Origin of the sequence: Comamonas sp. CMM03, from assembly GCF_019218715.1 — a bacterium.
Lineage (GTDB): Bacteria > Pseudomonadota > Gammaproteobacteria > Burkholderiales > Burkholderiaceae_C > Comamonas > Comamonas terrigena.
This window is the reverse complement of the sequence record NZ_JAHUXB010000001.1, coordinates 938,229-960,995: the sequence shown is the minus strand read 5'-3', so window position 1 is coordinate 960,995 and position 22,767 is coordinate 938,229. Positions and strand designations below refer to the sequence as shown.

15 protein-coding genes are annotated in these 22,767 nt (G+C 65.5%); 11 read left to right on the top strand and 4 right to left on the bottom strand.

Translation table 11 applies throughout. The annotated features are described in order from the left end of the window. Positions 1-753 precede the first annotated feature (753 nt). Entirely contained in the window at positions 754-1,185 is a 432-nt protein-coding gene (locus KW830_RS04285; protein ID WP_066531857.1) for a carboxymuconolactone decarboxylase family protein, read from the top strand. Positions 1,186-1,574: 389 nt separating this feature from the next. On the opposite strand, the gene KW830_RS04280 is transcribed toward KW830_RS04285, so the two are convergent. The 4 genes from KW830_RS04280 to KW830_RS04265 form a co-directional block, all read right to left on the bottom strand. After that, positions 1,575-4,691 (bottom strand): error-prone DNA polymerase, encoded by a 3,117-nt coding sequence (locus tag KW830_RS04280; RefSeq protein WP_218332248.1) that lies wholly within the window; start codon positions 4,689-4,691, stop codon positions 1,575-1,577. A gap of 6 nt (positions 4,692-4,697) precedes the next feature. Further along, positions 4,698-6,002 carry a DNA polymerase Y family protein gene (locus KW830_RS04275; protein ID WP_066531861.1) on the bottom strand — a complete coding sequence of 435 codons (1,305 nt, stop codon included), beginning with the start codon at positions 6,000-6,002 and terminating at the stop codon, positions 4,698-4,700. Then, positions 5,947-6,744, bottom strand: a complete 798-nt coding sequence (imuA, locus tag KW830_RS04270) for a translesion DNA synthesis-associated protein ImuA (protein ID WP_218332247.1) — start codon at positions 6,742-6,744, stop codon at positions 5,947-5,949. Before imuA ends, KW830_RS04275 begins: the two co-directional genes overlap by 56 nt. A gap of 286 nt (positions 6,745-7,030) precedes the next feature. After that, positions 7,031-7,591, bottom strand: coding sequence for an OmpA family protein (locus KW830_RS04265; protein WP_066531872.1), 561 nt, complete (start codon positions 7,589-7,591; stop codon positions 7,031-7,033). Between the two features lie 198 nt (positions 7,592-7,789). Here KW830_RS04265 and KW830_RS04260 point away from each other — a divergent pair, with 198 nt between their 5' ends. The 10 genes from KW830_RS04260 to KW830_RS04215 all read left to right on the top strand — a co-directional run bounded on the left by KW830_RS04260 (position 7,790) and on the right by KW830_RS04215 (position 22,736). After that, positions 7,790-8,455 carry a gamma-glutamylcyclotransferase gene (locus tag KW830_RS04260; protein WP_066531874.1) on the top strand — a complete coding sequence of 222 codons (666 nt, stop codon included), beginning with the start codon at positions 7,790-7,792 and terminating at the stop codon, positions 8,453-8,455. A gap of 186 nt (positions 8,456-8,641) precedes the next feature. Beyond that, positions 8,642-8,977 (top strand): hypothetical protein, encoded by a 336-nt coding sequence (locus KW830_RS04255; RefSeq protein ID WP_083520171.1) that lies wholly within the window; start codon positions 8,642-8,644, stop codon positions 8,975-8,977. Positions 8,978-9,243: 266 nt separating this feature from the next. Then, the gene (locus tag KW830_RS04250) at positions 9,244-11,475 is read left to right on the top strand and encodes an NADP-dependent isocitrate dehydrogenase (RefSeq protein ID WP_218332246.1); all 2,232 of its coding nucleotides are present in this window, start codon (positions 9,244-9,246) and stop codon (positions 11,473-11,475) included. 235 nt (positions 11,476-11,710) lie between these two features. Next, positions 11,711-12,997, top strand: a complete 1,287-nt coding sequence (locus KW830_RS04245; RefSeq protein WP_066531877.1) for a nitrate regulatory protein — start codon at positions 11,711-11,713, stop codon at positions 12,995-12,997. Positions 12,998-13,432: 435 nt separating this feature from the next. Next, positions 13,433-14,671, top strand: coding sequence for a CmpA/NrtA family ABC transporter substrate-binding protein (locus tag KW830_RS04240; RefSeq protein ID WP_066531886.1), 1,239 nt, complete (start codon positions 13,433-13,435; stop codon positions 14,669-14,671). A gap of 39 nt (positions 14,672-14,710) precedes the next feature. Continuing rightward, the gene (gene ntrB, locus KW830_RS04235; RefSeq protein WP_218332245.1) at positions 14,711-15,676 is read left to right on the top strand and encodes a nitrate ABC transporter permease; all 966 of its coding nucleotides are present in this window, start codon (positions 14,711-14,713) and stop codon (positions 15,674-15,676) included. Further along, entirely contained in the window at positions 15,673-16,503 is an 831-nt protein-coding gene (locus KW830_RS04230) for an ABC transporter ATP-binding protein (protein ID WP_066531891.1), read from the top strand. The genes ntrB and KW830_RS04230 overlap by 4 nt, the downstream gene beginning before the upstream one ends. Positions 16,504-16,821: 318 nt before the next feature. Then, positions 16,822-19,326, top strand: a complete 2,505-nt coding sequence (nirB, locus tag KW830_RS04225; RefSeq protein WP_218332244.1) for a nitrite reductase large subunit NirB — start codon at positions 16,822-16,824, stop codon at positions 19,324-19,326. A gap of 64 nt (positions 19,327-19,390) precedes the next feature. Further along, complete coding sequence (nirD, locus tag KW830_RS04220; protein WP_218332243.1) at positions 19,391-19,789, top strand: nitrite reductase small subunit NirD; 399 nt, start codon at positions 19,391-19,393, stop codon at positions 19,787-19,789. Positions 19,790-19,874: 85 nt separating this feature from the next. Then, positions 19,875-22,736, top strand: coding sequence for a nitrate reductase (locus tag KW830_RS04215; RefSeq protein ID WP_218332242.1), 2,862 nt, complete (start codon positions 19,875-19,877; stop codon positions 22,734-22,736). Positions 22,737-22,767 lie beyond the last annotated feature (31 nt).

The window sequence follows — 22,767 nt, the reverse complement described above, 5'->3', positions numbered from 1 at the left end:
GGTTTGCCGTGGTGTGCGGCCTTGGAGACAACTGTAGGCAAAGCGACGGCTCCCAACAATCACTTCTATCTTATATAAGACGAAAAAATATTCTTTAAAAATCAAATACTTATTTTTACATTTCTGTATGTGAAATGTTTTTTCTCATATTGAGAAAAAATGCTGCGAAGCAACAAGCATCATTTTCCACATTACGGAAACGCTTTTCTGCAATGCAACATCCCCGCCAGGAAATGATCACGCCGGACAGGAAAGAAGTACCTCGATAGAGGCGGTTGACAGGCGCCACCTTAGGGCTTTCCCGCAAGCTGCTCTGCACCGGCATATCCCCTGCAGTCCCATGTCTGCAGATGGCCGTTTTAACAAAATACTGTATTCATGTACAGTTCCGTGCATGTACGCACTTCAGGATGGCAAGAATGTCCCTGTCGCCCGCGAGCGAGGCTTTCCGCCGCGCCTGCAGAGGCAGCGTGCGCTACTGCTCCACCACAGCGCCTGTCCGCCCCTCACCGGGCTGAAGGCCGGGACAGCGGTCTATCCCATCCGTGATGGCAGCTCTACCGGAGCTTCTCCGCGAAGACGAGCCGTGATGCGCCCTCCTGCACCCCGTGCGCAATCGCTTCGTATTTCCTTGAAGGCTCCTCTTGTGGGAGCTGCAAATGCCATCTTGGCGCCAGAGATCCAGCAGATTCTGGAGATTGCCAAGAGTCCTCTTATCTTGCCGCCTGACGGTTCTTTTTCGGAGCATCTTCCATGAGCACTTTGCGTCTGCCCTATTCCACCCTCTCGCCTGCTGCCTACCAGGGTCTGCTGGCCACCAAGTCCGCACTGGACCACAGCAGCCTGGGCAAGCCTTTGATCGAGCTGGTCTATCTGCGCGTGTCCCAAATCAATGGCTGTGCTTTCTGCCTGGAGATGCATGCCAAGGCCTTGCGCGCCGGAGGCATGGCACAGGCCAAGCTCGACAGCCTGGCCGGCTGGCGGGTCAGCGCCCAGTTCGATGCCCGGGAACGCGCGGCACTGGGCTGGACGGAATCCCTGGTCGATGTGGCCCATACCCACGCACCGGACACCGACTTTGCATCGCTGCAGCCACACTTCAGCGATACCGAAATTTCCGACCTGAGCTTTGCGATTGCGCTGATGAGCGCCTTCAACCGCCTGGCCATCGGCATGCGCCAGTAGCAACTAGTCAACGTACCTTCTTGTCCATGGGTGTGCTGCGGGAGCCCAACCCCGGTCCACGCCGACCGGCACGGAATAGGCCGTGCAATGCACGGTTCGCTCTCCAGCACAAGCGAAAGTGGCTTGCGCGGCGATGGCCCTCTCCACACGGTGGGCCGCATCGTTGCGGCCCATGGCGGCTGCCACCCAAATTCGTGCCCCTGCGCCGTGCGGATTAGGTCTTGTACTTGGCCTTTAATGGACCGTTTTCCAACGACAAGGCCTGGACGAAGGTGACCTACTCCGGCTTTTCACCCTGGTTCAGGCTTGCGGGTTGGGTGAACAGACCAGGGATCGGGACCTGAACCTTTTCCCAGCCAAACAGGCGATATGGGTGCATGGGGCCTCCCTTATTTGAAATCCCGGCTCTCGGTGGCCAGCCGGCCGAGCAAATGCGACAAGTCGGCCATGCGCTCGGCGATCAGATTGCACACCGGTCCCTGGCGCTGCCATGTACCCTCCACCGCCAGCAGGCGTGAGCCCACCAGCACCTGCCGATACGCGTCGCGCACGTCGCGCCAGACGATGACCTGGGTGCAGCCATGCTCGTCCTCCAGCGACACAAAGACGGTCCCGTTGGCGGTCCCCGGCTGCTGCCGCAAAGTCACAATGCCGGCAGTCCGAACCCGCTGGCCGTTGGATAGACGGCGCAGCTCCTGCGAGGTTTTGACCTTCCAGCGGTCGAGCTTGGGGCGCAGCAGCCGCATGGGATGGCTGCGCAGCGTGAGGCCCGTGGAGGCATAGTCCCAGACCACTTCTTCACCCTCGGGCGCTTCAGGCAGCGCCAGCAAGGCTTCATCGAAGCTAGCTTCTTCCAGCAGCTCAGGCGCGGCGTGCAGGGCCGCGGCCTCCCAGACCTGCTGGCGGCGGTGTCCCGACAAGCTGGCCAGGGCCCCTGCTGCGGCCAGGGACTTCATCTCCTGCTGATCCAGGCGCGTGCGCCGGGCCAGTGCTTCGGCGCTGCCGAAAGGAGCCTGGCGGCGGGTCTCCTCGATGCGCCGGGCACTGCTGCGGCCCAGGCCCGAGACCATGCGCAGGCCCAGCCGGACTGCCGGCTGCAGCTTGCCGGTCTCTTCCAGCGTGCAGTCCACATCGCTGTGCATCACATCCACGGGCCGTACTTCGACCCCGTGGCGGCGCGCATCCTGCGTCAATTGGCTGGCGGAATAAAACCCCATCGGCTGGCTGTTGAGAATCGCCGCCAGGAAGGCCGCAGGCTCGTGGCGCTTGATCCAGCTGGACGCATAGACCAGCAGAGCAAAGCTGGCCGCGTGACTTTCCGGGAAGCCGTATTCCGAAAAGCCCTTGATCTGCTCGAAGATGGACTCGGCAAAGTCGCGTTCGTAACCGCGCGAGGTCATCCCTTGCACGATCCTGTCGTAGTACTTCTCCAGCCCCCCTTTGCGCTTCCAGGCCGCCATGGCCCGGCGCAGGCCATCAGCCTCGCCGGGGGTGAAACCGGCGGCCAGCATGGCGATCTGCATGACCTGTTCCTGGAACACCGGCACCCCCAGCGTACGGCCCAGTGCCTGTTTCAAGGCCTCGCTCGGGTAGACCACCGGGTCCTTGCCCTGGCGCCGGCGCAGATAGGGGTGGACCATGCCGCCCTGGATGGGGCCCGGCCGCACCAGCGCCACTTCCACCACCAGGTCGTAGAACTTGCGCGGGCGCAACCGGGGCAGCATGGACATCTGCGCCCTGCTTTCGATCTGGAACACACCGATGGTGTCGGCGCGGCAGATCATGTCGTAGGTGGCCGGATCCTCCGGCGGGATGTCCTGCATCGTGAACGCGCAGCCTCGGCGCTGACCGATGAAGTCCAGGGCGCGGCGGATCGCCGACAGCATGCCCAGGGCCAGCACGTCCACTTTGAGCAGCCCTGCCGCGTCCAGATCGTCCTTGTCCCACTCGATGACCGTGCGGTCGTCCATGGACGCGTTCTCCACAGGCACCATGCGGCACAGCAGGCCGCGCGTGAGCACAAAACCGCCGGTGTGCTGGGACAGGTGGCGGGGGAACCCGATCAACTGCTCGGTCAGTGTGGTCAGCTGCTGCACGGCCAGGGAGCCCGCATCCAGCCCCAGCTCTGCAAAACGCTCCTGCCGGATGCTGCGCCCATCGAACCACTGCTGCCCCTTGGCGATGGCGTCCACCACAGCGAGGTCGAAGCCCAGGGCCTTGCCCACATCCCGGATGGCCGAGCGCGGCCGGTAGGAGATCACGGCCGCAGCCAGAGCCGCGCGGTCGCGGCCGTACTTCGCATAGAGGTACTGGATCACCTCTTCGCGGCGCTGGTGCTCGAAGTCGATGTCAATGTCTGGGGGCTCGTTGCGCTCCTTGGAGATAAAGCGCTCGAACAGCACGGCAGTGCGGTCCGGGTCCACCTCGGTCACGCCCAGGCAGTAACACACCGCGCTGTTGGCAGCGGAACCGCGGCCCTGGCACAAAATGCCGCGCGAGCGCGCGAAGACCACAATGTCGTAGACGGTCAGAAAGTACTGCTCGTACTTCAGCTCGCAGATCAGATCCAGCTCGTACGCGATCTGGCGTTGGACTTTCTCGGGGATGCCCGCAGGCCAGCGCCGGTGCGCGCCGTCATAGCTTGCCTGGCGCAGGTAGCTGGCCGCCGTGTGCCCTGCAGGCACCACCTCATCGGGGTACTGGTACTGGAGTTCGTTCAGGCTGAAGCTGCAGCGCGCCACCACGGCCAGGGTCTGGGCCAGCAGCTCCGCAGGAAAGGTCTGGGCCAGGCGCAGGCGGCTGCGCAGGTGGCGCTCGGCGCTGCGCTGCAGGGCGTAGCCGCATTCGGTCAGTGGCTTGCCCATGCGGGTGGCAGTCAGCACGTCCTGCAGCGGTTTGCGCGAGCGCACATGCATGTGCACGTCGCCCACGGCCACCAGGGGCACGGCGGTCAGCGCCGACAGCGCGCGCATGCGGTACAACCACAACTCATCGTCCAGGCGCCGTACCAGATCCACGCCGATCCAGCAGCGGCCCGTGAAGTGGGTCAGCGTCCAGCGGCCCATGGCCTCCAGCTGCGCATCGGTGGCCTTGCGCTCCGGGCACAGCAGCACCAGACAGTCCTGCAGCTCCTGGCCGGTGATGCAGCCCAAGTCCAGGTGGTAAGTACCTTTGTCCGAAGCGCGCCGCAGCTTGGTGATGAACTGGCACAGATTGCCGTAGCCGTTCAGATTCTGGGCCAGTACCACCAAAGTGAAAGGTGCTTCGCCGGCATCGCGTGGCTGGATGCAGAACTGGGCGCCCAGCAGCAAGGTCAGGCCCTGCTGCCTGGCGGCCACATGGGCGCGCACAATGCCCGCCAAGGAACATTCGTCGGTGATGGCCAAGGCACTGTAGCCCAGCGCCTTGGCGCGCTCCACCAGCTCCTCCGGGCGGCTGGCCCCCCGCAGAAAGGTGAAATTGGAGATGCAGCGCAGCTCGGCGTACGCGGGAAGAAGGTGTTGCATCGCGCCTCAGGCGTAGTGCCCATGCAGAAACCAGGCGGTTTCATCGCCAGCCAGGCGGGCCTGAAAAATCCACAGCAGGCCCGCATGCTCGCTGCGCGCAAGCCAGTAGTCGCGCTGCACATTCAACGGCACCTCCCCGCTGCCCACCTGGTCACGGTGCCACCAGCCGCCTTCCACACGGTCCGGGCCCAGCAGCAGCTGCAAGGCGCCCTGGTAGATGGGCCTGTTGGCGCGTTCGACGAGACGCACAGGTGTGCCCAGCATCCAGGTCGGCTGCGGCAGCTCGCACACCAACTCCGGTTTGCTGGGGCGGTGCTGCCCAGCCGATAGCCACTGCTGCATCCATTCGGGCCTGTGGTCCGCAGAGAGCACGGGCCGGCGCACGGCATCGTTGCCCAGCCGGGCCTGAATGCGCTCCAGAGCCAGCTTGATGGAGGAGCCCTTGCCCGCCAACTCCGGAATCAGGGACCGGCTGTCTTCCACCATGGGCTCCACCTCGGTGGCCAGCAGCTCCAGGTCTCCCACCGGCGCCAGAAGCGCAACCCGGGCCAGATGCTCGGACAGCAGGCGCGAGAAGTGGTCGACATTCTGTGTCGGTTCTGCCGTGCGAATGGTCAGCTCTCCGCTGCTGCCGACATCCCGTGCGCGCATGACATCGTGGCACCAGCGCAGCGTGAAGGCGGTCGCGCCCAGTTGGCGGGCCTTCAGCCAACCCGCCATCTGCACAAGCAGACGCCGCGCCCCGAACAGCATGGCCGGCGCCAGTTCCACCCGGGACATCAGCTCAAGGCGCGCATGGAAAGCATCCGGAGCCTTCACCCACTCGTAGGTTTCAGGGCGCAGACCATAGGCCTGGTCCATGGCTTCCAACAGGACCTTGTCGAACCGGCGCGCAATGCCTGCGCGCGGCAGGGCACGCACCTGGCCCAAGGTCCGGCACCCGACCCGCGCCAATGTCGGTTGGTGGCGCTTCACAGCGGTGATGCATTCCAGCAACAGCCGATCCAGCAGCCGTTCCAAAGGCGCGGAAAATCCGTCGACACCTTTCTGCCGCGCAAAGGCCAGAGCAGCCATGCCGGTGGGAGCCCAGGCCACACGGGCACCGAGATCCCAGGCACCCTCTTCCACCAGGGCGTGCAAGCTTTTTACACCCCCAAACAAACGCAAACTGGCTTCCACTTCGATCAGCACCGCCTCCTCGAACAACGCCACGCGCGGCGTGAACTGGAGGGCCCAGACGGCAAGCTGCACAGAGTCAATGGGTGAGGTGGTGTCCGGAAGCGGTATGGGAATCAGAGCGGCCCAATGCATGCAGCACCTCCTTCTGCAGCCCCCCTGGCGCCTGAAGTTCGCGCATGCGGGGGGTGATCACGGAATTCAAGTTGCCAGGGATCGCCTTCAGGTGCAGCACCTCGGTACACACCGCCCCTCGTCGCTTTCGGATGCACACATCCAGGTCCCAGCCTGTACCCAGGGCCAGCGACACCCGCAGCGGAGCTGCCGAGGCTTCGGACATGGCCGTCTCCGGGCGGACCAGGAACACCGGGGCATCGCAATGGATGGAATGAACTTGCAGGCGGCGGATCTGCTCCGGGCGGGCCTGGGGCAGCCAGGCAATGACCGCACCGGCAGGTTCGGACTTCAGCAGCTGTTCGGTGACCCACAGACGCTCCTGCGCCCCCTTGGCGTCAATCCAGACCAACTGTTCGGGGGGCAGGCCCAGCTGGGCCAATCCCATCGCATGGGGAATCTGGGGCGGTGCGACCAGATAGATACGCGCCGCCTTGTCGGCCAGCAACCCTGGCAAGGCGGGCCCCAGAAGCCGCCATTCAGACACCGCCGCTTGCGGCTGCAGCAGCTCGCACAGGCTCGCTGTGGGCCAGCCCTGCCCTGGCAGGGCCTTGTCCAGGGCTTCGTAGCCTGTGGGCACCGTCCGGCTGGCGCAGGTGCTGACCTCGTTTCCACACCACAGCGCGTGTGCAATATGCGCAGGCAGCTTCCCCCGGTCAAGGCCGGGAGCCAGCGAAAGGCGGGCGTGGTTGGCGTAGGTCATGGCAAATACTGTTTATACATACAGTATATTGAAGTTTGCCTGCGCGCTGAAGGGGGCGTTGAGGGGACATTGAAAGAACTTGGTACTGCTTCGCTTTCCGAAGCAGTCTGTCCTGCCCCAACCGGCCGTACCGGCACGGATGGCAACGTCAGATTGCCCAAACCTGATGTGTTCTCGGGGGCATTGGTTCCTTCGCGGCCGCACACCCGTCCATGAAAAAGGCCGTGCAATGCACGGCCTGATGGCGGCAAAGCAAGGGGCTGCCCCTTGCTGAAGCGACAGCGGCTTACTCGATGATCACCACTTCCACGCGGCGGGCTTCGTCGTTGCTGCCGTCGGCCTGGGTCACTTCGGGCTTGCGCAGCTCCACATTGCCGGCGACCACGCCCTGGGCAATGATGGACTGCTGCACGGCCTGGGCGCGGCGCTTGGCCAGCTCGGCGTTCACTGCGGCGTTGCCGGTGGCGTCGTGGTAGCCGGACACCGCCAGCTTCTTGCCGCGCTGGGCGGCAATGCGCACCACATCGGCCAGGGCTTCGTCGGCACCAGCGGCCAGCTCGGCGCTGCCTGTGGCGAAGTAGAACTTGACCACGCCTTCTTCCACGCGGATGTAGGCGCCATCACCTTGCTGCACGGCACCCGCTGCCAGGGCAGGCGGGGTGCTTTGGCTGGCCACTGCAGAGTCCACCACGGCCGGAGCCGCCGCAGTGGGCGCGCCCTTGGCTCCGGCGACCGAGCGGTACACCACCGCGCCGACGACGGTGCCGACCACCAGAAGCACCAGGGCAAAAATGATGCCGAGGGCAAAGCGCTGTTGGCTGTCGTCGTCCGATGTATTGAAGGCCATGAAATTCTCCAGAGGATGTTGTGTGTGATCGTGCGTTCTTGCAGCCCGAATGCGGGGCATGGCGGAGCCTGTCCAGCCTGCCGCCGCTACGCGGGCCCGCTTGCGGGGGCCCATTCTAGAGGGAGTGCCGCCTGCATATGTAGTGCGCCTGTAGCCGCGTCGTGCCCATCCCATGGGTTTTGCTCTAGCATCACAGCCATGTCCGAAGTCCCTACTCTTCTGCCCGCCGCACCAGGCCGTGATCCACGCACTTTTTTGGAGCAAACGCTGCAGCAATGGGGGGGTGAACAGGATTTGTGGGTATTCGGCTACGGCAGCCTGATCTGGCGGCCCGAATTTGACTTTGCCGAGCGGCGCGATGCCAAGGTGCACGGCTGGCACCGCGCGCTGAAGATGTGGAGCCGCATCAACCGCGGCACGCCCGAACGCCCCGGACTGGTGTTTGCCATGCTGCCCGGAGGCAGTTGCCAGGGCGCAGCGTTCCGCATTCCCGCCCGGCAGGGGCATGAGACCCTGCATGCGCTGTGGCAGCGCGAGATGCCGCTGGCCACCTACGACCCACGCTGGTTGCAGTGCAGCACGCCCGAAGGCCCGGTGCGCGCCCTGGCCTTCACCCTGTCGCGGCACAGCCCCAGCTACTGCGGCACGCTGCCCCCCGAGCAGTACCAGCGCATCTTTGCCGAATCCGCCGGCATCTACGGCACCACGCGCGACTATGCCCTGGCCACCTACGACGGTCTGCAGGCCATGGGCATCCGCGACCGGGCGCTGGAACAGGTGCTGCACTGGGGCAAGGCCTGGGAAGACCGCCAGCCCCCGGCCCCGCCGCAGGCCCGCACAGGGCACCAGCCCCGGGGGCGCTGAACGCCCACGGTTGTCCCATGGCAGGCATGGAGGGCGCTGTAGCGCTCAGCACCCTGACAACCCGCAGCCCACACCGTGGTCAGTGCAGGCCCGGGCACCGCGGCGACGGTCGCACCATCTTGATGCGCATCAAACCCCGGGACATCCCATCGGACAGCGCCCGGCCTGCGGCCGATAATCCGCAGCATGTCTGACACCCCTACTTCCGCTCCCGACGGCGCAGCCGACACCACCCCGGACCACGCCGCAACGGCAGGGGCCGACACGCCCGTGCGCAAGCCACGCCTGGTGCGCTGGCTCATCGGCCTGCCGGTGGCCTTCTTTGCCATCCTGATGGCCATGGGTTATCTGTTCAATACCCCCGAAACCGAAGACCGCTGGGTCGCGCGCGAAACCATCCGCCTGTGCTGGAAGGAAGTGCAGAAGCCGCCCAAAGAAGGCAAGCCCGTGCATTTCACCCAGCAATCCGAATGCGAAAAGCTGGAATTCGACTTCAAAACCCAATATGGGGAAAACCCCTGATTCAGGGGCATGAAATCGGGCGGTCCGCAGGGCGGCATGCCGTGGCCGGCCGGTGGCGAAGTTACAGCTTGTGCATCGCAGCATAAAACACCGTTCCGTAGTGTGGAAGCTGATGCTAAACTCAAGTCTTATACAAGAGTTGGGATTGCGATCGCAGGTCCGCTCTTGTGGTGCGCTACACAGATAGCGAGCCGGGCCTACCCGCCCGGTGCCAATACGCCACGCGCGCAGGCGCGGTTTTTGAACCCTAGACAACAGACCACAACATGTCTTCATCCTCCAAGATCATCTACACACTGACTGATGAAGCACCGATGCTGGCAACGTATTCGTTGCTGCCCATCGTGCAGGCGTTCACGCGCTCCGCTGGCATTGACGTCGAAACCCGCGACATCTCGCTGTCCGGCCGTATCCTGGCCCTGTTCCCCGAGCTGCTCAAGCCCGAGCAACGCATCGCCAACGACCTGGCCGAACTGGGCGAACTGGCCAAGAAGCCCGAAGCCAACATCATCAAGCTGCCGAACATCTCGGCCTCCATTCCCCAGCTCAAGGCTGCCATCAAGGAACTGCAAGGCAAGGGCTACGCCCTGCCCGACTATCCTGATGTGCCCGCCAACGACGTGGAAAAAGACGCCAAGGCCCGCTACGACAAGGTCAAGGGCTCGGCCGTGAATCCCGTGCTGCGTGAAGGCAACTCCGACCGCCGCGCACCGCTGTCGGTCAAGAACTACGCCCGCAAGCACCCCCACAAGATGGGCGCCTGGACGGCCGACAACAAGGCCCACGTGTCCCACATGGATGCTGGCGACTTCTACGGCAGCGAAAAGTCCACCGTCGTGGCCAACGCTGGCAATGTGCGCATCGAACTGGCCACCGCCGCCGGTGCCACCAATGTCCTCAAGGCCACCACCAAGGTGCTGGCCGGTGAAGTGATCGACGCCTCCGTCATCAGCAAGAAGGCCCTGCGCAGCTTCCTGGCCGCACAAGTGCAAGACGCCAAGGACCAGGGCGTGCTGTTCTCCGCCCACCTGAAGGCCACCATGATGAAGGTCTCCGACCCCATCATCTTCGGCCACGTGGTCTACGCCTACTACGGCCCCGTGCTGGACAAGCACGCCGCTGCACTGGCCGAGATCGGCTTCAACGCCAACAACGGCATCGGCGACCTGTACGCCCGCCTGGACAAGCTGCCCGAAGCCAAGCGCGCGGAAATCGAAGCAGACCTGAAGGCCCTGGCCGCCGACCGCCCCGCTCTGGCCATGGTCAACAGCGACAAGGGCATCACCTGCCTGCACGTGCCTTCCGACGTGATCGTTGACGCCTCCATGCCCGCCATGATCCGCGACTCCGGCGGTATGTGGAACGCCGAAGGCAAGCTGCAGGCCGCCAAGGCCGTCATCCCTGACCGCTGCTACGCTGGCGTCTACCAGACCGTCATTGACGACTGCAAGAAGCACGGCGCGCTGGACCCCGTCACCATGGGCACCGTGCCCAACGTGGGCCTGATGGCACAAGCCGCCGAAGAGTACGGCAGCCACGACAAGACCTTTGAAATCGCCGAAGCCGGCACCGTGCGCGTGGTGGACGAAGCCGGCGCCGTGCTGCTGGAACAAGCTGTCGAAGCCGGTGACATCTTCCGCATGTGCCAGGCAAAGGACGCACCCATCCGCGACTGGGTCAAGCTGGCCGTCAGCCGCGCCCGTGCCTCCGGCATGCCCGCCGTGTTCTGGCTGGACGAAAACCGCGCCCACGACGCACAGCTGATCAAGAAGGTCACCACCTACCTGAAGGACCATGACCTGTCCGGCCTGGACATCCAGATCATGTCGCCCGTCAAGGCTACCCAGTTCTCGCTGGACCGCATCCGCAAGGGCCAGGACACCATCTCCGTCACCGGAAACGTGCTGCGTGACTACCTGACCGACCTGTTCCCCATTCTGGAACTGGGCACCTCGGCCAAGATGCTCTCCATCGTGCCCCTGATGAACGGCGGCGGCCTGTTCGAAACAGGTGCCGGCGGCTCTGCCCCCAAGCACGTGCAGCAGTTTGTGGAAGAAGGCTTCCTGCGCTGGGATTCGCTGGGCGAATTCATGGCCCTGGCTGCTTCGCTGGAGCATCTGGCCGGCTTTGCCAAGAACCCCAAGGCCCAAGTGCTGGCCGACGCCCTGGACGCTGCCACCGGCCGCTTCCTGGACGAAAACAAGAGCCCCTCGCGCAAGCCTGGTGCCGGCATCGACAACCGCGGCAGCCACTTCTATCTGGCCTCGTTCTGGGCCCAGGAACTGGCCAAGCAAGGCAAGGACGCCGAGCTGCAAGCCGTGTTCAAGCCCGTGGCCGAAGCCATGGTGACCAATGAAGCCAAGATCGTCGAAGAGCTGAACGCCGTGCAAGGCAAGCCTTCGGACATCGACGGCTACTACCGTCCCGATGAAGCCAAGACCGGCACCGCCATGCGCCCCAGCGCCACGCTGAACGCCATCGTCGGCAAGCTGGCCTAAAGCCAGGTCTGTGCCCTGCCTCTGTGAAGGGGCGGTGGCGACGGCTACCAAAAACCGGCCGTCCCTTTGCGGGGCGGCCGGTTTTTTTATGTCCGGGTTATCGCACCGGCCTGGCCTGCGTACAGTGCGGCCATCGTCAGGACTCTCTTGTGACGCGAATGCATGCGCCATGCACATGCACCACCATGAGGCACAGAACTTGCTGCCTGCACGGTAAAGCTCCGCATGCCCCACCATGACTTCTGCCCTGCATTACCTGATTGCCGTCCGCCGCTGTGAAATGGGCGAGCTGGAGCAACTGCTGCACACCAGCACCCTGGTGCGCCAACTGGGTGCGCTGATCCATGCGCTGCAGGCCGAGCGCGGCCTGTCCAACATCGTGCTGGCCAGTGGTGGGCAGCGCGGCACCAGCGTTCGGCTGGCGCAGGTCCAGACAGCGGACCGCTGCACGGCACAGCTGCACCAGGCACTGGCGCAACTCGATCTGAATGCCTTCCAGGGCGGTCACGGTGCGCGGCTGTTCAACCATATCGCCTATGTGTTGCAGGGGCTGGACGCCTTGCCCGCGCTGCGCCAGCAGGTCAGCGCGCTGGCGCTGACACCCGATGCCGCCACAGCGGCCTATATCCGCCTGATCGCTGGCCTGCTGGCCGTGGTCTTCGAGGCGGCCGACAGCGCCACCGAGCCAGGCATTTCCCGCCTGCTGGTGGCCATGTTCCACTTCATGCAAGGCAAGGAGCTGGCCGGCCAGGAGCGAGCCACCGGGGCCGCTGCCTTTGGCAGCGGCCGCAGCCAGGCCGCACGCCAGCAGCACTGGCTGCATCTGATCGACGCGCAGGAGCGCTGCTTTCAGGTGTTTGCCGATTGCGCACCCGCCACGCCATTGGCGCTGTGGGAAAAGACCCAGCACCACAACCCCGAGTTGCTGGTGATCGAGCGCATGCGCCGCATGGGCTGCACCGCCGCCACCGGTCAGGCCCTGGATGCCGAGCTGAGCACACCCTGGTTTGAAGCCTGCACCGCCCGCATGGATGCCTTGTATGCCATCGAGGTGCAGCTGGCTGACGAGCTGCAGCAACGCTGCACCGCCCAGCTGCAGGCGGCCCGACAGGCGCCAGAGCCACGGGCACTGTTGCAGCGCAGCGCCGGTGCGGGTGACGCCCCTGCCCCCGCAGCGCCCGACGGCCTGCCCGATTTCTTCCATGCACCAGCCCCCGAAACCACGCTGCAACTGGGCAACAGCCTGGCACCGCAGCTGGGCCAGTCGGTGCTGAGCCTGGTCCAGGAGCAATCCCAACGGCTGCGGGCCATGCAAGCCGAACTGGAAACCGTGCGCTCCGCCCTGACCGAACGCAAGACGCTGGAGCGCGCCAAGGGCCTGCTGATGGCGCACCGCCAGCTCAGCGAGAGCGAAGCACACAAGCTGCTGCGCCAGACCGCGATGAACCAGAACCGCCGCCTGATCGATGTGGCCGAGGCCGTGCTGGCCATGGCCGATCTGCTGCCGCCGGCGCAGGGCTGACCTTCCCGCACACCAGCCGAAACGCACCAACACACAGCAGCACTGGCGCCGGCACCCCTGCTGCAGCGCACCAAAACCGCGCTGCCATCCACCGATATGCGCACTGCAAAGCGCATCACCGCGCTCCATAGGCGGTGCTTCCCTGGGGAAACCCGCCGCTGGCAAGCTGGCACGGTTTCTGCATTCCTTGGCGGTGAATCCCGGCCAACGGCGGTCTGGAATCAGCCCCCACACACAGGACAACGGCGTCCCCATCCCCTGCGCACCGCAGACGGATCGGGACGCCGTTGTGCTTTGCAGCGCTGGAAACAGCCCTGTGGTGGGATCCGTCGTTCCGTTGAAAAAGCATTCGCCCCACGCACTGGAAGGAGCCGAACCATGGCACAGCACACCCCGGATACCGCTTGCACTCCCCCATCCACCCCGGCAGACCCCATGGAAGCGGGCAGCCGCCGCCAGTTTCTGCGCCAGGCTGGCGGCATCGCCGCAGGTGCCGCCCTGTACACCCAGTTGGGACATGGTGGCGTATGGGCCGCCGGATCGGACGCCCCGGAGAAAAAGGAAGTGAAGATCGGCTTCATCCCGCTGACGGATTGCGCCAGCGTGGTCATGGCCTCGGTGCTGGGGCTGGACCAGAAGTACGGCGTCAAGATCATTCCCACCAAGGAAGCCAGCTGGGCCGGCGTGCGTGACAAGCTGGTCAACGGCGAGCTCGACTTCGCCCATGTCCTCTACGGCCTGGTCTACGGGCTGCACCTGGGTGTGAGCGGGCCCAAGAAGGAAATGGCCGTGCTGATGACGCTCAACCAAAACGGCCAGGCCATCACCCTGTCCAAGAAACTGGCGGACAAAGGCGCAGTGGATGCCGCCAGCCTGGCCAAGCTCATGGCCAGCGACAAGCGCGAATACACCTTTGCCCAGACCTTCCCCACCGGCACCCATGCCATGTGGCTCTATTACTGGTTGGCATCGGCCGGGATCGACCCGCTCAAGGACGCCAAGGTCATCACCGTGCCACCGCCGCAAATGGTGGCCAATATGCGCATTGGCAATATGGATGGCTTCTGCGTGGGCGAACCCTGGGGCCACCGCGCCATCATGGACAACATCGGCATCACCGCCGTCACCACGCAGGACATCTGGCAGGGCCACCCCGAAAAAGTGCTGGGCACCACAGCCGAATTCGCACAGAAAAACCCCAACACGGCGCGCGCCGTGATGATGGCCATTCTGGAAGCCGGCCGGTGGATCGACGCCAGCCTGCAGAACAAGCTGAAGATGGCCGAGACCATTGCCGGCAAAGCCTATGTGAACACCAGCGTGGACGCCATCAACCAGCGCATCCTGGGCCGTTACCAGAACGGTCTGGGCAAGACCTGGGACGACCCGAACCACATGAAGTTCTTTGCCGATGGCGCGGTGAACTACCCCTACCTGAGCGACGGCATGTGGTTCCTGACCCAGCACAAGCGCTGGGGCCTGCTCAAGAGCCACCCCGACTACCTGGCAGTGGCCAAGCAGATCAACCGCACCGACCTGTACAGCCAGGCCGCGGCACAGCTGAAGGTGAACGTGCCCAAGGACACCATGCGCAGTAGCAAGCTGATCGACGGCGTGGTGTGGGACGGCAAGGACCCCACCAAGTACGCCGACAGCTTCAAGGTCAAGGCCTGAGCCACTACCGCCCTTCATTGATTTTTCAGGAGAAGCACCATGGTCAGTGCCATCTTTCATTCCCCGCGCGGTGATGCAGCCCCGCCCCAGGGCGCCATCGCCGCCGCGGCCGCCAACGACGCCACCCACAGCGCCCCTGCCACGGCACACAGCAGCACCGCTGCCAGCGCCCATGCACCCACCACTGGCCCCATGCCGACGGCCCCTTCACGCCTGCGCCAGCGGCTGGCGGCACTGGCACAGACCGTGCTGCCCCCCATCATGGGACTGGCACTGCTGGTGGGCCTGTGGTCGCTGGTGTCAGGCAGCACCGGTCAGGCCATTCCAGGGCCGCTGGACACCTGGCAGCAGGCCGTCGAGGTGTTCAGTGACCCGTTCTACCGCAACGGCCCCAACGACCAGGGAGTGGGCTGGAACGTGCTGGCCTCGCTGCAGCGCGTGGGCCTGGGCTTCGGGCTGGCCGCGCTGGTGGGAATTCCGCTGGGATTTGTGATCGGTCGCTTCCGCTTTCTGTCCCGCATGTGCAACCCGCTGATCAGCCTGCTGCGCCCGGTCTCGCCGCTGGCCTGGCTGCCGATTGGCCTGCTGGTGTTCAAGGGCGCCAACCCCGCCGCCATCTGGACCATCTTCATCTGCTCCATCTGGCCCATGGTCATCAACACCGCGGTGGGCGTGCAGCGCGTGCCCCAGGACTATATGAACGTGGCCCGCGTGCTGAACCTGAGCGAATGGAAAATCGCCACCACCATCCTCTTCCCCTCGGTGCTCCCCTATCTGCTGACCGGTGTGCGCCTGGCCGTGGGCACGGCCTGGCTGGTCATCGTGGCCGCCGAGATGCTGACCGGCGGCGTGGGCATCGGCTTCTGGGTCTGGGACGAGTGGAACAACCTGAACGTCAAGAACATCATCATCGCCATCTTTGTGATCGGCATCGTGGGCCTGCTGCTGGAATGGGCACTGGTGAAACTGGCTTCGGCCTTTACGTTTGAAGAGGTGAAAGCATGAACCATCCGACCTTGCACAACCCGTCGCTCTCCACCAAGTTCATCCAGATCCAGGGTGTGGAGCAGACCTTCACCACGACCAAAGGGCTGTTCCCTGCACTGCGCGACATCAACCTGAACATTGCCAGGGGCGAGTTCGTGAGCCTGATCGGCCACTCGGGCTGCGGCAAATCCACCCTGCTGAACCTGATTGCCGGGCTGACCACCCCCACCGCCGGCAATCTGCTATGCGCCAACAAGGAAATCAAAGGCCCGGGCCCCGAGCGCGCCGTGGTGTTCCAAAACCATTCCCTGCTGCCCTGGCTGACCTGCCATGCCAACGTCCATCTGGCCGTCGAGCGCGTGTTCGGCAAAAAGGAAACCAAGGCCCAGCTCCAGGCCCGCACTGCGGCTGCCCTGGAACTGGTGGGGCTGAGCCATGCAGCGCACAAGCGGCCGGGCGAAATCTCCGGCGGCATGAAGCAGCGCGTGGGCATTGCCCGGGCACTGTCCATGGAGCCCCAGGTGCTGCTGATGGACGAGCCTTTTGGTGCACTGGACGCCCTCACCCGTGCCAAGCTGCAGGACGAGTTGCTGGAGATCGTGGCACGCACCCGGAGCACCGTGGTCATGGTTACTCATGATGTGGACGAAGCCGTGCTGCTCTCCGACCAGATCGTGATGCTCACCAACGGTCCCGCCGCCACCATTGGCGAGGTGCTGCAGGTGCCGCTGGCGCGCCCGCGCAACCGCGTGGCACTGGCCGAAGACCGGGACTACCAGCGCTGCCGCAAGGCGGTGATCGATTTTCTCTACACCCGCCAGGGCCATGTAGAAAAAGCGGCCTGACCCCGTCCACAGACGCCGGGCACCGCAGGCGTGCACTGCGGTGGGCCACGGCACGCGCTGAACACACCACGAACGCACCACCACGGTGCGTTGCAATACCGGGTGAAGCACCCGCTCCCGGGCAAGTTCCTGGCGCCAACTGGCACAGAAACTGCTTGAAATGAACGAGGCCACCGCTGGCCCGCAGACCTGCTATGCAATGGCGCAAAGCAGGTCGCACAAGACAAAGGCGTCTTTTCCCCGCAGCACACCGCTGCCCGGAAAGGACGCCTTTTTTGTTTTCGAACCTGGAATGAAGCAACCACCCACGGGGGCACGATGAAAAAATCCCAACTGGTTCTGGTAGGCAACGGCATGGCCGGTGTGCGCGCCCTGGAAGAGCTGCTGAAGATTGCACCCGATCTGTACCAGATCACGGTCTTCGGCGCAGAGCCCCACCCCAACTACAACCGCATACTGCTCTCGCCCGTGCTGGCCGGCGAGCAGACGCTCGATGAAATCGTGCTCAACGACTGGTCCTGGTACCAGGACCATGACATCCACCTGCACACCGGCTGCACGGTGACCGAGGTGGACCGGGTGCGCCGCGTGGTGCATGGCGTGGATGCGGCGGGCAACACCATCAGCGCCCCTTATGACCGCCTGGTGCTGGCCACCGGCTCCAACCCCTTCATCCTGCCGCTGCCCGGCCACGATCTGCAGGGCGTACTGGCCTACCGCGACATTGCCGACACCCAGGCCATGATCGACGCGGCCACCCGCTACCGCCATGCCGTGGTCATCGGTGGCGGCCTGCTGGGGCTGGAAGCGGCCAACGGACTGATGAAGCGCGGCATGCAGGTGACGGTGGTGCATGCCAGCGAATGGCTGATGGAGCGCCAGCTCGACGATGTGGCCGGCCGGATGCTGCAGCAGTCGCTGGCCGAGCGCGGCATGCAGTTCCTGATGCAGGCCCAGACCCAGGAGCTGCTGGCCGGCGACACCGGCCGCGTGCGTGCCGTGCGCTTCAAGGACGGCAGCGAAGTTCCGGCCGATCTGGTGGTCATGGCCGTGGGCATCCGCCCCAACACCGCCCTGGCCCAGCGCATGCACCTGCATGTGGACCGTGGCATTGTGGTCAGTGACACGCTGCAGACCGTGACCGATCCGCGTATCTACGCGGTGGGCGAATGCGCCGCCCACCGCGGCGTGGCCTACGGCCTGGTGGCCCCGCTGTTCGAGCAGGGCAAGGTGCTGGCCAACCACCTGGCCGAATGGGGCATCGGGCGTTACCAGGGCTCGCTGACCTCCACCAAGCTCAAGGTCACCGGCATCGACCTGTTTTCGGCCGGCAACTTCCAGGGTGGTGCGGACACGGAAGAAATCGTGCTGCGCGACCCCTATGCCCCCGGCGGCGGCGTCTACAAGAAGCTGGTGATCCAGGGGGACAAGCTGGTGGGCGCCTGCCTGTATGGAGACACCGTGGACGGCAGCTGGTACTTCAAGCTGCTGCGCGAAGGCCGCTCAGTCGCAGACATCCGCGACCGGCTGATGTTTGGCGAGTCGAACATCGGTGACACCGGCCACGAAGGCCACAGCAAGGCCTCGGCCATGGCCGACAGCGACGAGGTCTGCGGCTGCAACGGCGTGACCAAGGGTGCCATCTGCAAGGCAATCAAGGACAAAGGCCTGTTCACGCTGGACGAGGTGCGCAAGCACACCAAGGCCAGTGCCAGCTGCGGCTCCTGCACCGGGCTGGTGGAACAGATCATCATGTTCACCGCCGGTGGCGATTATTCCAGCACGCCCAAGACCAAGGCGGTGTGCGGCTGTACCGACCATGGCCACCAGGCCGTGCGCGAGGCCATCACCCAGCACCACCTGCTGACCACGGATGCGGTCTTCCGTTTCATGGAATGGCGCACGCCCAATGGCTGCGCCACCTGCCGCCCGGCCGTGAACTACTACCTGATCAGCACCTGGCCCAAGGAGGCGCAGGATGACCCGCAAAGCCGCGCCATCAACGAGCGCAGCCACGCCAACATCCAGAAAGACGGCACCTACAGCGTGATTCCGCGCATGTGGGGTGGCGAGACCACGGCAGACGAGCTCCGCCGCATTGCCGATGCGGTGGACAAATACCAGATCCCCACGGTCAAGGTCACCGGCGGCCAGCGCATCGACCTGCTGGGCGTGAAGAAGGAAGACCTGCAGGCGGTGTGGAACGACATCGGCATGCCCAGCGGCCACGCCTATGCCAAGGCCCTGCGCACCGTCAAGACCTGCGTGGGCAGCGAATGGTGCCGCATGGGCACACAGGACAGCACCCAGCTGGGCAAGGACCTGGAGCGGGCCATGTGGCGCATGTATGCACCGCACAAGGTGAAGTTCGCCGTCAGCGGCTGCCCGCGCAACTGTGCGGAATCGGGCATCAAGGATGTGGGCATCATCGGCGTGGACAGCGGCTGGGAGATGCACATCGCGGGCAACGGCGGCATCAAGACCGAGGTGGCGCATTTCTTCACCAAGCTCAGGACGGCCGAAGAGGTGCTGGAGTACACGGGCGCCTTCATGCAGCTCTACCGCCTGGAAGGCTGGTACCTGGAGCGCACGGTGCACTATGTGAATCGCGTGGGCCTGGACTACGTGAAGCGGCGCATTCTGGAAGACGCCGCCGGCCGCAAGGCCCTGTGGGAACAGCTGCAGTTCGCCCTGGATGGCGAACCCGACCCCTGGTTCGAGCTTGACAAGGCCCATGTGGATGCCCGCCAGTTCCAGCGCGTCATCCCCATTCTCCCGGCCATGCCGCAGCAGGCGGCTCCCACCCAGACCGCCAGCGTGTGATGTACCGCCCCGGCAGGCCTTCATGAATCTCCCATCGATACCAGCAGATCCGAAAGGAATAGCAATGACCACCTGGCAAGCCATCTGCGCCGTCCACGACATCCCCGTGCTGGGCGCCCGCCGCGTCGCCCGCCCCCAGGGGCTGGACGTGGCCTTGTTCCGCAATGCCGAGGACGAAATCTTCGCCCTGCTCGACCGCTGCCCGCACAAAGGCGGGCCGCTGTCGCAGGGCATGGTGTTCGGCCGCAGCGTGGCCTGCCCGCTGCACAACTGGACCCTGGACCTGTGCGACGGCCAGGCCGCTGCGCCCGACGAGGGCTGTACCCCCGCCTTTGTCGTCCAGGTGCGCGACGGCCAGGTGTTCATGGATGCGGCCGAGCTGGCCACCAAGGCCACCGACCTGACCCGTCCCATCGCCGGGCCGGCCCGCCGCTGCGGCCAGGCCGCCAGCAACGCGGCCTGAACGCAGCACCACTCTCAAGCTCAAGCATGGTGGCATGTACAGACCCGTCTGCACACGCCGCTCCCCACCTCGGAAAGCCCACACCATGGCCGAAACCCGTTCCACCTGCCCGTACTGCGGCGTCGGCTGCGGTGTGATCATCCAGTCCGAAGGGACGCAGATCACCGGCGTGCGCGGTGACCCCCTGCACCCCGCCAACCACGGCCGCCTGTGCACCAAGGGCAGTACGCTGCACCTGACCGCCGCCCCCGCGCTGGCCCAGCAAACGCGGCTGCTGCAGCCGCTTCTGCGCGCTGCGCGCGGGCAGGCGCCCCAGCCCACAGACTGGGACACCGCACTGGACCTGGCGGCCACCCGCATGGCCGATACCGTGCAGCAGCACGGGCCGGATGCCGTGGCCATCTACGCCAGCGGCCAGTTGTTGACGGAAGACTATTACGTCTTCAACAAGCTGGCCAAGGGCCTGCTGGGCACCAACAACCTGGACACCAATTCCCGCCTGTGCATGAGCAGCGCCGTTGCAGGCTACAAAGCCACCCTGGGCGCCGATGCCCCGCCTGCCTGCTACGACGATCTGCAGCATGCCCGTTGTCTGTTCATTGTGGGCAGCAATGCCGCCTGGGCCCACCCCATCCTGTTCCGGCGCATGGAAGACGCCAAGGCCGCCAACCCGCAGCTCAAGATCATCGTGGCCGACCCGCGCCGCACCGAGACGGCCGAGATCGCCGACCTCTTCCTGCCGCTGCAGCCCGGCACCGATGTGCAGCTGTTCCACGGCATGCTGCACGCCATGCTGTGGGAAGGCTGGCTGGACACGGACTATATCGCCCGCCACACCAGCGGTTTCGACGGCATCAAGGCCCTGGTGCGCGAAGCCACCCCCGAGCGCGTGGCACTCGACTGCGGCCTGGACATGCAGGATGTGCTGCAGGCCGCGCGCTGGTTTGCACTGGGCGGCGAAGACGGCAGCACCGCCCAGCGCGCCCCCACGCTCAGCCTGTACTGCCAGGGCCTGAACCAGAGCAGCAGCGGAACGGCCAAGAACGCCGCGCTGATCAATCTGCACCTGGCCACCGGCCAGATCGGCAAGCCGGGTGCCGGCCCGCTGTCGCTGACCGGCCAGCCCAATGCCATGGGGGGCCGCGAAGTGGGAGGCATGGCCAATCTGCTCAGCGCTCACCGCGATCTGGCCAATGCGCAGCACCGTGCCGAAGTGGCCGCCTTCTGGGGCGTGCCCAGCGTGCCGGCCAGTCCCGGCAAGACCGCCATCGAACTGTTTGAAGCTGCCGCCGACGGCCAGATCAAAGCCCTGTGGATCGCCTGCACCAACCCCGCCCACAGCCTGCCAGACCAGGCCACTGTGCGCCGCGCACTGGAACGTGCAGACTGGGTGGTGCTGCAGGACGCATTCGCCACCACGGCCACCGCCGCCTACGCCGATCTGCTGCTGCCCGCCACCACCTGGGGGGAAAAGCTGGGCACCGTCACCAACAGCGAACGCCGTATCTCCCGTGTGCGCGCCGCAGTGCCGGCGCCAGGCCAGGCCCGGCACGACTGGCAGATTGCCACGCAGATCGCGCAGCGCATCGAGACCCGCCTGCGCCCCGGCCAGCCCAGCCTGTTCACCTATGACACCGGCAACGCCGCAGCAGGCGCCGAGCGGATCTGGAACGAACACCGCGACAGCACGCGCGGACGGGACCTGGACATCACCGGCCTGTCCTGGCCCCTGCTGGAATCCGCAGGCCCACAGCAATGGCCGCTACCCACCGGTGCGCAGGCAGGGACGGCACGCCTGTATGCCGACGGCATCTTTCCCACCGCCGACGGCCGCGCCCGCTTTGCCGCCCAGCCCTACCGCCCTGTCGCCGAGCCGCGCAGCGCGCGCTTTCCGTTCAGCCTGAACACCGGCCGCCTGCGCGACCAGTGGCATGGCATGAGCCGCACCGGCCAACTGGGCCGCCTGTTTGCCTACCAGAGCGAACCCGTGCTGGGCATGCACCCGCAGGACATGGAACGCAGCCGTCTGCAGCCCGGCCAACTGGTGGCGGTGCGCAGCCGCCACGGCCAGATCGTGCTGCCGGTACAGGCCGATCCCGGCCTGAGTCTGTCCCAGGTCTACCTGCCCATGCACTGGGGCAGCGAGTACCTGAGCGGACGCGACCCCCAGGGCCAAGCCGTGGGGGGCGTGAACGCACTGACCACCCCGGCGTTCTGCCCCCAGTCCAAGCAGCCGGAGCTCAAGCATGCCGCCGTCAACGTACAGGCCGTGGACCTGCCGTGGAGCTTGCTGGCCCGCGTCTGGTTGCCCCCGGAGCGCGTCCTCGCCGCACGCCAGCAACTGGCCGCCTTGCTCCCTGCGTTCGACTGTGCCAGCTGCGTGCCTTTTGGGGAAAACGGTGCCCTGGAGCAAGCCGCCGGCGCCCGCCAGGGCCTGCTGCTGCGCGCAGCATGCACCACGGCGCCCGATGCGGCCCTGTTGCAGCACGTCCGCCAGCTGCTGCAGCTGGAGGGGCCGGACCTGCTGCATTACGCCGATGTACAACGCGGCCACAGCCGCACGCTGCGCCTGCGCGCCGGCAGCGGTGACACGGCAGGCCAGACCTGGCTGGACGGCCTGCTGCTGTGCGGCGACACCCGTGCCGGCGGCTGGCTGTCGGCTTTGCTGGAAGGCGATGCCCCGCTGCAACTGAGCAGCCGGACCTTGCTCAGCCCCGGTGCCGAGCCGCCCAGCGGCCTGGCCAGTGCCCGCAGCGCGACCGTGTGCAGTTGCTGGGGCGTGGACGAGCAGGCCATCACCCAGACCCTGCACGACTGCCGCGGCAGCGACGCCCAGCGTCTGGAACAGCTGCAAAGCCAGCTGAAATGCGGCACCCAGTGCGGCTCCTGCCTGCCGCGGCTGCGCCAGCTGGTGCGCGACAGCGCCCAGCAAGCCTTGCCCGCCTGACCATGCCCCCGATACCCCCTAGCCGCCCAGG